General features: G+C 74.8%; 13 protein-coding genes. 4 read left to right on the forward strand and 9 right to left on the reverse strand.

Features of this window, described 5'->3' with window-relative positions:
- The 3 genes from G5C62_RS22185 to G5C62_RS22195 form a co-directional block, all read right to left on the reverse strand.
- On the reverse strand, window positions 1-1,817 hold a 1,817-nt coding region (locus tag G5C62_RS22185), incomplete at its 3' end, for a TPM domain-containing protein (protein ID WP_164702714.1).
- A gap of 17 nt (window positions 1,818-1,834) precedes the next feature.
- The gene (locus tag G5C62_RS22190) at window positions 1,835-2,284 is read right to left on the reverse strand and encodes a hypothetical protein (protein ID WP_164702715.1); all 450 of its coding nucleotides are present in this window, start codon (window positions 2,282-2,284) and stop codon (window positions 1,835-1,837) included.
- Between the two features lie 132 nt (window positions 2,285-2,416).
- Window positions 2,417-3,175, reverse strand: a complete 759-nt coding sequence (locus G5C62_RS22195; RefSeq protein ID WP_164702716.1) for a VOC family protein — start codon at window positions 3,173-3,175, stop codon at window positions 2,417-2,419.
- A gap of 141 nt (window positions 3,176-3,316) precedes the next feature.
- Here G5C62_RS22195 and G5C62_RS22200 point away from each other — a divergent pair, with 141 nt between their 5' ends.
- On the forward strand, window positions 3,317-3,679 hold the full coding sequence (locus tag G5C62_RS22200; protein WP_164702717.1) for a Rieske (2Fe-2S) protein: 363 nt from the start codon (window positions 3,317-3,319) through the stop codon (window positions 3,677-3,679).
- A gap of 49 nt (window positions 3,680-3,728) precedes the next feature.
- Here G5C62_RS22200 and G5C62_RS22205 read toward each other — a convergent pair whose 3' ends face one another.
- The 5 genes from G5C62_RS22205 to G5C62_RS22225 form a co-directional block, all read right to left on the reverse strand.
- On the reverse strand, window positions 3,729-4,550 hold the full coding sequence (locus G5C62_RS22205; protein ID WP_164702718.1) for a MetQ/NlpA family ABC transporter substrate-binding protein: 822 nt from the start codon (window positions 4,548-4,550) through the stop codon (window positions 3,729-3,731).
- A 35-nt stretch (window positions 4,551-4,585) separates the two neighbouring features.
- Window positions 4,586-5,245 carry a methionine ABC transporter permease gene (locus G5C62_RS22210; protein WP_036335099.1) on the reverse strand — a complete coding sequence of 220 codons (660 nt, stop codon included), beginning with the start codon at window positions 5,243-5,245 and terminating at the stop codon, window positions 4,586-4,588.
- Window positions 5,242-6,327 (reverse strand): methionine ABC transporter ATP-binding protein, encoded by a 1,086-nt coding sequence (locus G5C62_RS22215; protein ID WP_164702719.1) that lies wholly within the window; start codon window positions 6,325-6,327, stop codon window positions 5,242-5,244. Before G5C62_RS22215 ends, G5C62_RS22210 begins: the two co-directional genes overlap by 4 nt.
- Window positions 6,328-6,596: 269 nt before the next feature.
- On the reverse strand, window positions 6,597-7,196 hold the full coding sequence (gene recR / locus G5C62_RS22220) for a recombination mediator RecR (RefSeq protein ID WP_036335096.1): 600 nt from the start codon (window positions 7,194-7,196) through the stop codon (window positions 6,597-6,599).
- A 43-nt stretch (window positions 7,197-7,239) separates the two neighbouring features.
- Window positions 7,240-7,575 (reverse strand): YbaB/EbfC family nucleoid-associated protein, encoded by a 336-nt coding sequence (locus G5C62_RS22225; protein WP_164702720.1) that lies wholly within the window; start codon window positions 7,573-7,575, stop codon window positions 7,240-7,242.
- 96 nt (window positions 7,576-7,671) lie between these two features.
- Here G5C62_RS22225 and G5C62_RS22230 point away from each other — a divergent pair, with 96 nt between their 5' ends.
- From G5C62_RS22230 to G5C62_RS22240, 3 genes are all read left to right on the forward strand, one after another.
- A complete protein-coding gene (locus tag G5C62_RS22230; protein WP_164702721.1) occupies window positions 7,672-8,922 on the forward strand; it encodes an MFS transporter in 1,251 nt (416 codons plus the stop codon).
- A gap of 76 nt (window positions 8,923-8,998) precedes the next feature.
- Window positions 8,999-9,481: a cation:proton antiporter regulatory subunit gene (locus tag G5C62_RS22235; protein WP_036335095.1), complete on the forward strand. Its 483-nt coding sequence runs from the start codon at window positions 8,999-9,001 to the stop codon at window positions 9,479-9,481.
- Window positions 9,481-10,683, forward strand: a complete 1,203-nt coding sequence (locus G5C62_RS22240) for a cation:proton antiporter (RefSeq protein WP_036335092.1) — start codon at window positions 9,481-9,483, stop codon at window positions 10,681-10,683. Before G5C62_RS22235 ends, G5C62_RS22240 begins: the two co-directional genes overlap by 1 nt.
- Before the next feature lie 15 nt (window positions 10,684-10,698).
- Here G5C62_RS22240 and G5C62_RS22245 read toward each other — a convergent pair whose 3' ends face one another.
- Window positions 10,699-11,226 (reverse strand): hypothetical protein, encoded by a 528-nt coding sequence (locus tag G5C62_RS22245; RefSeq protein ID WP_206330791.1) that lies wholly within the window; start codon window positions 11,224-11,226, stop codon window positions 10,699-10,701.
- Window positions 11,227-11,343 lie beyond the last annotated feature (117 nt).

Here is an 11,343-nt window from a genome sequence, read left to right on the forward strand (position 1 = left end):
TCCTGCTGGGCGGCGGTGAGCGCCTGCCGGGCCAGGCCGTCGGCCCGCTGGGCCTCCCTGAGCGCGGTGATGGGGTCCGCCGTGGCGGACCGGGAGGCCTCGTCCAGGTGCCGCTCGGCCTCGGCCAGCCGGGTGCGCGCGGAGCTGCCGACCGCGCCGCGCCGGGTGGAGATGAAGTCACCGGCGACGGCGACCGACGAGTCGGCGGCACGGATGGCCTGCTGCAGGTGGGCCACGGCCCGCTCCTGCTGCTGCCGGACGTCGCGCGCCGGCTCCAGGGCCGCCTCCAGGGCCAGGTCCGCCTCGTCCAGCCGCCGGACGACGGCCAGCGGGTCGGGCAGGGTCCCGTCGCGCGGCTGCTGCTCCGCGGCGCTGCTGGCAAGCGCACGCTCGGCCCGGGCCAGCTGCTCCCGCAGCCCCGGGGTGTCGACGCCGCGGGACAGCATCGCCTGGGCCTCGGCGATGTCCCGCTCGGTCTCCGCCCGCACCTCGTCGAACCGCGCGCCGCTGTCCGCCAGCTCCTCGGCCAGCCGGCCCACCGCGTCCAGCAGCATGCGGCTCTGCGCGAGTGCGTCCTCGGCCGCCCGGATCGCCGGGACCGCCCCGGCGGGTCGGCCCTGGTCGAGCTCGGCCTGACCGGAGGCGACCGCCTGCTCGGCGAAGTCGGTACGGGTGCGCGCCTCGGTCACGTTGTCGGCGACCGGCGCCCAGGCCGAGTGGGCGTACCGCCGCTGCAGGTCCGCCAGGATCGCCTCGGTCGCCGGGATCCGCTCCCGGACCCCCTGGATCACCGGGGTCAGCGCGGCCAGTGTCTCGGGTGCGGACTCCTGCAGGTGGCGCAGTTGCGCGTAGGCCTCGGCCTGCTCGGCCAGCCGGGCGTCGGCGGCCGCGGTGAGCTGCAGCAGCTGGGTGAGCATGCGGCGCTGGGTGGGCTCGTCCTCGGGGAACTCGTCGTCCAGTTCCTGGCGCAGGGCGAACGCCTGGGAGAGCTCGGCCTTGGACCGGCTCAGCGCGTCCTGGAAGCCGGCGACCGACTGCTCGCCGTACTGGGAGCGGGCGTAGGCCAGGTCGAGCTCGGAGGTCTTGACCGCCTCGTCGAGGTCGAGCAGCTCCTGGCTGGCCCGGAAGGTCAGCTGTTCGGTGGAGGTGCCGTGGTGCGGGTCGCGGGCCGCGGCCTCGGCGGCGGCGCGCTCCTCCGCCGCCCGGGCGGCGGCGGCCTGCTGCTTCTTGCGCCGCCGGCTCTTCATCAGCGCGTACCCGCCACCGCCGACGACGGCGATCCCGACCAGCACGGCGAGGGCTCCCCCGCCGCCGTCCCCACCGCCGGCACTGCTGCCGGCCGCGGACCCGTCCCCGGACTGGATCCCCTCCGCCAAGGTGACCGCGGCTCCGGTCCAGTCCCCCTCCACCAGGTACGGCTCGACGTCGGTGCTGATGAAGGAGTCGAGCCCGCTCTGCGTGACCGGGGAGCTCTGCCCGACGTAGTAGCCGAGGCGCTCCTGCTCCGTGGCGACCGCGAAGAGGATCTCGTTGGTGCCCAGGCCCGCCTCCTGGAAGGCCTCCGCCGCCCACTGTGGACCGGACAGGTCGGCGAAGTCGTCGACGTAGACCACGTACAGCTGGGTGCCGTCCTCGGTCTGCAGCTCCTGCAGGGCCGCCTCGACCTCCGCCTCCTCGCCGCCGTCGAGCACGTCGACCTGGTCGACGAGCTGCTCGTCCGGCGCGAACGGCTCGACGGCGAGGGCCGGACCCGCTCCCAGGAACACGGCGGGCACACCGACGGCCAGCGGGAGGAGCAGCCGGGAGAGGAGACGCATGGGTCCATCGTCGCCGATCACGCTGTGCTGGGGGTGATCGAGGGCCCCGCCACCGCCAGCCGGCGCTTGGCGACGGCGATCGGCAGCTGCCCGATCAGCGCGGGCAGCAGCCAGAACACCGGGTTGCCCGTCTCGGCGATCAGCACGCCGGTGACCAGGGCGATGTAGGAGCCACCCAACAGGTGCGGCTGCCAGCTGCGCCACCCCGACCACCGGCGGCGCCGGGCCAGCGCCCCGGTGACCGCCAGTACCTCGGTGCCGACGGCCAGCGGGAGCAGCCACACCAGGCTCGGGTCGGTGACCGCCAGCAGGCCGGCCGACACCGCCACCACCCCGACCGCCACCTGGTAGCCGACCGCGAGGAGCCGATCGAACCGCTCCCGCCGCCGGGCCAGCAACCAGGCGGGGCCGAGCAGCAGACCACCGGTACCGGTCACGACGTGCAGCTGCAGGACGACGTCACGCACGCCGACCACTCCCCTCCGGCGAGCCGGTGAACCGGCCCGGTCCTGCCCACGTCGTCGAGTCGACCGGGCAGGAGCAGCCTGTCCCCGGTCGGCCGCCGGGCACAGGTGCCAGATGTCAGGAGTTGCGCGGGCTCAGCCGGCCGGCTCCTGCATGACCGAGAAGGCTGCTCCCCACGGGTCGGTGACGACGGCGACCCGGCCGTACGGGGTGTCCTCGGTCGGCATCAGCACCTTGCCGCCACCGGCCTCGACCGCACGGACCGCCTCGTCGGTGTCGGCGACCGAGAACGCGTTGCTCCAGCCGCGGGGCAGCCCCTCGACCACGCCTCCCAGCCCGCCCAGCGGGCGGTCACCGGTGGCGAAGGTGCTGTAGCCGCCGGCGTCCGGGATCTCCTCCCAGGCGAAGCCGAACACGGCGGTGTAGAACTCCTGCGCCGCCGCCGGGTCGTCGACGGCGGCCTCGTTCCAGGCCAGCGCGCCGGGTTCGTTGACGACCTGCACGCCGGTGGTGGTGCCGGCCTGCCAGAGCCCGAACGGGCTGCCCTGCGGGTCGGTGACGATCGCCATCCGGCCGGCCGGGCCGACGTCCATCGGCGGGGCCAGGACCGTGCCGCCGGCCTCCGTCACCCGGGCGGCCGTCGCATCGGCGTCGTCGGTGGCGAAGTACGTCGTCCAGCGGGGTGGATCGGCAGGGTCCTGCTGCGGGCCGAGCCCGGCCGCCTCGTGCCCGTCCTTCAGGCAGAACAGGTAGCCGCCGGAGTCGGGACCGGTGTCGCGGTAGGTCCAGTCGAGGACCGCTGCGTAGAAGGACCGGGCGGCGTCCGGGTCGGGGGTGCCGAGGTCGATCCAGCACGGCGTACCGGACGGCCAGGGTGTCGTACGAGTGGGCATGACTGCTCCTCGGGTCGGGAGGCCGACCGTCCCACCGGGCACCGACAGTTCGACCAGCTCGCCGCGCCACGTCTGCCCGCCCCTGCGCGGGGTAGGGGCACGGCCACACCCCGAGACCAGACCGCCAGACCAGGAGCCCCCGTGCCCGACCGCGTCCCCGCCGACGACCTCCCACCGGGCGCCGTGCGCCCCGCCGGACAGTGGGCGGTGGCCAACACCGGCGACCGGTTCGCCGCGGTCTCCCGCCGGTGCCGGCACCAGCTCGCCGACCTGGCCGATGGCCACGTGGACGCCGAGGGCTGCCTGGGCTGCCTGGTCTGCCCGTGGCACCAGTCCCGCTATGACCTCTCCACCGGGGAGATGGTGTCCGGCCCGCGTGGGTTCCTCGGCTGGCACGGGCCCACGCCGGGCTACTCCGGTCTGGTCAAGCGGTTCGGCCAGCTGTTCCGGCTGCGGGTGCGCCGGGCGGTCCGGCGGGGCCCGGACGTCGTCGTCGAGCCCTGACCCTCCTCCTCCCCACCAGAATGGCCATTGTGGTGGGGAGGAGAGTGGGTCAGAAGGCGGGGATGACCGCGCCCTCGTAGGTCTCCTCGATGAAGGTCCGCACCTCGTCGGAGTGCAGCAGCTCCTCGAGCTGGCTGATCCGCTCGTCGTCCTCGGTGCCGGCGCGCACGACGACCAGGTTGGCGTTGGGGTTGCCCTCGGCCTCCTCCAGCGCGAGGGCGTCCTCGGCCGGCGAGAGGTCGGCGTCGATCGCGTAGTTGCCGTTGATCACCGCGGCGTCGACGTCCACGAGCGACCGGGGCAGCTGGGCCGCCTCGATCTCCTGGATCTGCAGGTTCTTGGGGTTGCCCTCCACGTCGAGCGCGGTGGGCGCCGCGTCACCGGTGTCGGCCAGCGTGATCAGGTCGTTGGCGGCCAGCAGCCGCAGCGCCCGGCCGGCGTTGGTCGGGTCGTTGGGGATCGCCACCGTCGCGCCATCGGGCAGCGCGGCGAGGTCGGTCAGCGAGTCGGAGTAGATGCCCAGCGGCTCGATGTGCACCGGCTCCAGTGCGGTGAAGTCGTAGCCGGCGTTGGCCTCCTGCTCCTCCAGGTAGGGGATCGTCTGGAAGTAGTTCGCGTCGATCGAGCCGTCGTCCAGGGCGACGTTGGGCTGGACGTAGTCGGTGAACTCGACGATCTCCAGGTCCAGGCCGGCCTCGTCGGCCAGCTCGTCGTCGACGAAACGGAGGATCTCCGCGTGCGGGACCGGCGACGCCCCGACCTGCAAGGGCTCGTCCTCGGCCGACAGCTCGGCGGTGCCCCCACCGCAGGCGCTCAGCGCCAGGGCGGTCGCGACGGCGGCCGCAGCGGCCAGGGGGTTCTTCGTGCGCATGATCGGTTCTCTCCTCGGTGGAACGGGACGGACGGTCAGGAGGTGGCGAGCCGGCGGGCCCAGCGGTCGCCGGCCCACTGGAGGAGCTGCACCACCACGAGCAGCAGGACGACGGTCGCGAGCGTGATGTCGGTGCGGAACTGCTGGTAGCCGTAGCGGATGGCGAAGTCGCCGAGCCCGCCGCCACCGATCGCGCCGGCCATGGCCGAGTAGCTGATCAGCGCCACGACGGTGACGGTGACCCCGGCGACCAGCGAGGGCAGCGCCTCGGGCAGCAGCACGGTCCGGACGACGTCGCGGCGCCGGGCGCCCATGGCCAGCGTCGCCTCGACCTTGCCGTGCGCCACCTCGCGCAGGCTGGTCTCGACCAGTCGGGCCAGGAACGGGACGGCGCCGATGGTCAGCGGCACGATCGTCGCCGTCGAGCCGATGGTCGTGCCGACGATGCCGCGGGTGACCGGGGCGACGAGGACCAGCAGGATGATGAAGGGCAGCGAGCGGCCGAGGTTGACGACCAGGCCGAGCACCCGGTTCACCAGCGGGTGCGGGGCGAGCGCTCCCGGCGCGGTGATGGTGAGCAGCACGCCCAGCGGCACCCCGAGCAGCACGGTCAGCGCAGTGGCGACGCCGACCATGTAGAGCGTCTCGCCGGTGGCGTCCAGCAGCTGCGGGGCGATCCGGGACCAGTCGTTCATCGCTGCACGTCCGGGGCGTCGGCGAGCCGCTGCACGTCGGGCTCGCGGTCCGGGCGGGGTGTGTCGTCGGCGTCCGACTGGGGGCGGGGGTCACCGGCGGCGGCCCGCTCCACCAGCGCGCCGCCGGCCCGCAGCCGCGCGAGCGCCGGGTCCAGCCGGCCGTCGTCCCCCTCGACCCGCAGCAGCAGCCGGCCGAAGCGCCGGCCGGCGACGGTCTCCACCGAACCACCGACCACCTCGACCGACAGGCCGAGCTCGGCGGTCAGGGTCTGCAGGACGGCGCCGTGTGGGGTGGCGTCGGTGACCGTGACCAGCACCAGGTCACCACCGACCCCGGAGCCGGCCGGTGCGGGCACCAGCTGGGCGGCCAGCGCCGAGTCCGGCCGGGCGAGCACCTCGGCCAGCGGACCGCCGTCGACCACCCGGCCCTCGCTCATCAGCACCGCGCTGTCGCAGACCGCACGGACGACCGACATCTCGTGGGTGATGAGCAGCACGGTCAGCCCCAGCTCGGCGCGCACCTGCCGGAGCAGCTCCAGGACGCCGGTCGTGCTGGCCGGATCGAGGGCCGAGGTGGCCTCGTCGCAGAGCAGCACGGAGGGGCGGGCGGCCAGGGCGCGGGCGATCGCGACCCGCTGCTTCTGCCCGCCGGAGAGCTGCGCCGGCCGGGAGGCGTGCCGGTCGGCCAGGCCCACCAGGTCCAGCAGGTCAGCGACCCGGCGGCGGCGCTCGGTGCGGCCGACCCCGGCCAGCTCCAGGGGGTGCTCGACGTTGCCGGCCGCAGTGCGGGAGTCGAGCAGGTTGAAGTGCTGGAAGATCATGCCGATGCTGCGCCGGGCCTCCCGGACCCCGGCGGCGTCGAGGTCGGTGAGCACCCGGCCGTCGACGGTGACCGTGCCCGAGGTCGGCCGCTCGAGCAGGTTGACCAGCCGGGCCAGCGTGCTCTTGCCCGAGCCGCTGGGGCCCACCACGCCGGCGAACTCACCACGGGCGACGGACAGGCTCACGCCGTCGAGGGCGACCACCTCGCCGGCGGCGCGGCGGGCGGGGAAGACCTTGCGGACGTCGGACAGCTCGATCACGGGAGTCCTCGCAGGTGGAGCGGACGGCGGGCACTGCTCCCACTGCCGGGGTCCAGCTGGCTCGGCGCCCAGGGGCGCGGCGCGGACCTCCGGTCAGGGGTGTCGGCTCACCGACAGAGCGTGCCGGCCAGGCGCATGAGGTCGATGGCGCGACGACGCGTCAACGAACCGGGCCCGACCACTCGTCCAGAGTGCCCGGTGACTCCTGCACCCGCCAGTTCCCAGGGGTCGCTGTGATCGAACCCTCAACCAGAGGCCTGGGTCCTTCTTCAGGCGTCGATGCGGCGGCGGCCCTCGAACGCCCGGCCCAGGGTGACCTCGTCGGCGTACTCCAGGTCGCCGCCCACCGGCAGCCCGCTGGCCAGCCGGGACACCGCCAGCCCCAGCGGGCCGACCAGCCGGGCCAGGTAGGCGGCGGTCGCTTCGCCCTCCAGGTTCGGGTCGGTGGCGATGATCAGCTCGGTGACCTGGCCGTCCATCAGCCGGGTCATCAGCTCCTTGACCCGCAGGTCGTCGGGGCCGATGCCCTCGATCGGGCTGATCGCCCCACCGAGCACGTGGTAGCGGCCCTTGAACTCCCGGGTCCGCTCGATCGCCACGACGTCCTTGGGCTCCTCGACGACGCAGATGACGTCGAGCGTGCGCCGCGGGTCACGGCAGATCCGGCACTGCTCGGCCTCGGCGACGTTGTGGCAGGTCACGCAGAAGCGGACCTCGGCCTGCACCCGCTGCAGGGCCGCGACCAGCCGGCCGACGTCGGCCGACTCGGCGGCCAGCAGGTGGAAGGCGATGCGCTGCGCGCTCTTGGGACCGACGCCGGGCAGCCGCCCGAGCTCGTCGATGAGGTCCTGGACAGCGCCCTCGTACACAGTTCTCCTTCGGTGCGGGTGGCGGTGTGCGCACCCGGGTGGATCAGAGGCCGGGGAGACCCAGCCCGCCACCGAGACCGCCGGTCAGCGGGCCCATCGTGGAGGCGGTGAGCTCGCCGACGGCGCGCTGGGCGTCGCGGACGGCCGCGACCACCAGGTCCTGCAGGGTCTCGACGTCGTCGGGGTCGACGGCGGCCGGGGCGATCGTGACGGCGGTGACGTCACCGCTGCCGGTCATGGTCACGGTGACCAGCTCGCCACCGGCCGAACCGGTCACCTCGGCGCGGGCCAGCTCCTCCTGCGCAGCAGCCAACTGCTGCTGCATCTGCTGTGCCTGCTTCATGATCTGCTGCATGTCGGGCTGGCCACCGGGTCGCATGGTCCGAGCGTAGGTGCTGGCACCGACAGCCCGCCGCACGCGCTCCCGCGCCGGGCCGACGTGAGGTGCGGGCGGGGTCGGTGGCAGGGTCGTGCCGTGGCCAACGACGGCGTACCGGTCGGCAGCCCCGCGGGCGGGGCACGCACCGGGCCGTGGCCGCAGCTGGCGCTCATCGCGCTGACCCAGGTGCTGGCCCTGGCGGTGTGGTTCTCCGCCTCCGCCGTGCTCCCCGTGCTGCGCCGCGACTGGGAGCTGGGCACCGCCGGTGGGGTGGGCCTCACCGTCGCCGTGCAGCTGGGCTTCGTGGTGGGCGCGCTGGCCTCGGCGACGACCGGGCTGGCCGACCGGGTGCGCCCCGAGCGGCTGCTCGCGACCGGGGCCGGGGCCGCCGCCGCGTGCACCCTCGGCGTCGCCGTCCTCGCCGACGGACCGCTGGTCGGCATCGCGCTGCGCTTCCTCACCGGGGCGGGCCTGGCGCTGGTCTACCCGATCGGCATGAAGCTGATGGCCTCCTGGTTCGGCGCCCGCGGCCGAGGGCTGGCGCTCGGCGTGCTGATCGGTGCGCTCACCCTGGGCTCGCTGCTGCCGCAGCTGCTGGTCGGCGTCCTCGGCGACTCGTGGCGGACCGTGCTGGTCGCCGCCGCGGCCAGCGGCGCGGTCGCTGCCCTGCTGGCACTCGGGCTGCTGCGCGCCGGGCCGCACCTGGCGGTCGGCGCCCGCCCCCGCGCCGCGCAGGCCTTCGACGGCTTCCGGTCGGCCCGCCCGCGGCTGGTGAACCTCGCCTACCTCGGGCACATGTGGGAGCTCTACGCCCTCTGGACCTGGGCCGCGGTCTGGATGACCGCCTCGCGGGACGTGCACGACCCCGCCCTGCCGGCCGCCCGGATCGCCCTCCTGACCCTGACCGCGTTCGGGATCTGCGGCGCCGTGGGCTGCGTGCTGGCCGGCTGGCTCGCCGGCCGGTGGGGCCGGGCGCCGGTCGCCACCGTCGCGGTGGCCACCAGCGGCGTGTGCTGTCTGCTGTCCCCGTGGGCCTGGTCGTGGCCGACGGGGGTGTTCGCCGTCTTCGTCTGCGTCTGGGGAGCCAGCGTCATCGCCGACTCGGCCATGTTCTCCACCCTGCTCAGCGAGGTCTCCGACCGGCGCTGGGTCGGCACCGCCCTGACCGTGCAGACCGCGACGGGCTTCCTGCTCACCACCGTGACGATCAGCGCGCTGCCGTACCTGGCCGAGGCGGTCTCCTGGCGGTGGACGCTGGTGCTGCTCGCCGCCGGCCCGGTGCTGTCGGTCGCCGCCCTGACCCGCTTCCGAGCCCTGGACCGGGGACCAAGGACCGCTGTCGGCTGAACAACCGGCGCGGCACGATGAGCGCCGACGGCGGGGAACCGCCTGCACCCGGGACGAGACAGGAGCACGGACGCCGATGGACGTCGAGGAGACACGACTGCCCGGGATCGGGCTCCGCCACGACCTGGTGACCGCGCAGGGACGGCGGGTGGGGGTCATCTCCCAGCGCAACGGGGCGCGCCACGTCGTCCTCTACGACGAGCAGGACCCCGACGCCACCGCGGCCACGATCGAGCTGACCGCCGAGGAGAGCGAGGTCGTCGCCGAGCTGCTGGGCGCGCCCCGGATCACCGAGCGGCTGTCCCGGCTGCGCGAGCAGGTGGAGAGCCTGGCCACCGAGGGCGTGCCGATCGAGCCCGGCTCCCCCTACGTCGCCGCCACCCTGGGCGACGCGGCCATCCGGACCCGCACCGGCGCCTCCGTGGTCGCGGTGGTCCGAGGCGAGGAGATGATCGCCTCCCCCACCCCGGACTTCCGGTTCCAGGTCGATGACCGGCTGGTCGTGGTCGGGACGTCGGACGGCGTCGCAGCGGTCGGTGACCTGCTCAACCCCCGCTGATGGAGGTCGGGCACACCGCGGTCCTGCTGCTGGAGCTCGGCGCCGTCGTCTTCGGGCTGGGGCTGCTCGGCTCGCTGGCCGGCCGGATCGGCCTGTCCCCCATCCCGCTGTACCTGCTGGCCGGGCTGGCGTTCGGCACCGGCGGGCTGCTGCCGCTGGACGCGCCGGAGGGCTTCTTCTCCGCCGGCGCCGAGGTCGGCGTCGTGCTGCTGCTGCTCGTCCTCGGGCTGGAGTACACCGCCGGCGACCTGGTCGAGAACCTGCGCCGACAGGCCCCGGTCGGCGTCGCCGACCTGCTGCTCAACGGGCTGCCCGGCGCTGCGCTGGCACTGTTCCTCGGCTGGGGCCCCACCGCCGCCCTGGCCCTGTTCGGCGTCACCGCGATCAGCTCCTCGGGGATCATCTCCAAGCTCCTCACCGACCTCGGGCGGCTCGGCAACCGGGAGACCCCGGCCGTCCTCGGCGTCCTGGTCATCGAGGACCTGGCGATGGCCGCGTACCTTCCGGTGCTCACCGGCGTCGTGGCGGCCAGCAGCACCGGCGACGCGGTGCTGTCGGTGACCGTCGCGCTGGCCACCCTCGCGGTCGTGCTGGCCGTCGCGGTGCGGCACGGCAGCACGGTGACCCGGTTCGTGGGGACGCGGTCCAACGAGATCCTGCTGCTCCGGGTGCTCGGGCTGGCGCTGCTCGTCGCCGGCGCCGCCGAGGCGGTGCACGTGTCGGCTGCGGTCGGCGCGTTCCTGCTCGGCATCGCCCTCTCCGGTGAGGTCGCGGAGCGGATCGGGGACGTGCTCTCGCCGCTGCGCGACCTGTTCGCCGCCGTCTTCTTCGTCTTCTTCGGGCTCTCGACCGACCCGACCCAGCTGCCGGCCGCCCTGCTGCCCGCGGCAGCGCTCGCCGCCGTCGGCATCGTCACCAAGTTCGGCACCGGCTGGATCGCCGGGCGCCGGGCCGGGGTCGGGCCACCCGCACGGGTGCGCGCCGGTGCCGCGCTGGTGGCCCGCGGTGAGTTCTCGATCATCATCGCCGGGCTGGTGCTCGGCAGCGTCCCGGCGGCCTTCGGCTCGACGGTCGCCGCCTACGTGCTGATCCTGGCCGTGCTGGGGCCGCTGGCCCCACGGCTGGTCGACCCGTGGGTGCGCCGGCTCGCCCGGCGAGCCGGGCCGCCGCGCCCGAGCGGACGCGCCCCGACCACCGCGTAGCCGCCGGGCCGCGGGTCAGCTGTCGATCGGTCGCGCGCCGAGCTGGGTGCGCAGCAGCTGCAGCGCGGCGGCCTCGGGGTCCAGCGCCGGCGCGTCGTTCGCGGTTCCGCCGGAGTCCGCGTCGGCGGCCCGTTCGGCCATCAGCTCGTCGGCCTCGGCGGTCTCCGCGGCCTGCACGGCGGCCCGCGCGGCCTCGGGTGACACCGGCGCCCCACCCGGACGGCCTCCGGCGCCGCCGGGCTGACCCGGGCCGCCCTCGACGACGGCCTGCACCTTCCAGCGGACGCCCAGCAGCTCCTCCAGCGACTGCCGGATGACGTCCTTGTTCAGGTCGTCGCCCAGCATCTTGGCCAGCGCCGGCGAGGTGGCCGCCAGGGTGAGCACCCCGTTGGTCAGGTCGTGCACCTGGGCGCTCTTGAGCAGCGCCTCGGTGGTGCGCTTGTGCCCGCGCACCACCTTGAGCAGCTCCGGCCAGATCCGCCGGACGTCGGCCGTGGTCAGCGCACCGTCGTCACCGGCGGGCTCCTCCGGGGTGGCCGACACCGTGCACGAGGGCCTCACCGAGATGCGCGGGACGACGGCTCCCCGGCTGCTGCTGGAGCTGGTCTGCGCCCGGATGCTGCTGCCCGGGGTCGACGGCTCGGCCACGGCCACCCTGCA

The organism is Modestobacter sp. KNN46-3 (assembly GCF_011039295.1).

Coding starts and splice junctions, on each gene's coding strand:
- G5C62_RS22195 (WP_164702716.1), bottom strand. CDS start 3,175: ATGCCCACTCGTACGACACCCTGGCCGTCCGGTACGCCGTGCTGGATC.
- G5C62_RS22205 (WP_164702718.1), bottom strand. CDS start 4,550: ATGCGCACGAAGAACCCCCTGGCCGCTGCGGCCGCCGTCGCGACCGCC.
- G5C62_RS22210 (WP_036335099.1), bottom strand. CDS start 5,245: ATGAACGACTGGTCCCGGATCGCCCCGCAGCTGCTGGACGCCACCGGC.
- G5C62_RS22225 (WP_164702720.1), bottom strand. CDS start 7,575: ATGCGACCCGGTGGCCAGCCCGACATGCAGCAGATCATGAAGCAGGCA.
- G5C62_RS22235 (WP_036335095.1), top strand. CDS start 8,999: ATGGACGTCGAGGAGACACGACTGCCCGGGATCGGGCTCCGCCACGAC.
- G5C62_RS22240 (WP_036335092.1), top strand. CDS start 9,481: ATGGAGGTCGGGCACACCGCGGTCCTGCTGCTGGAGCTCGGCGCCGTC.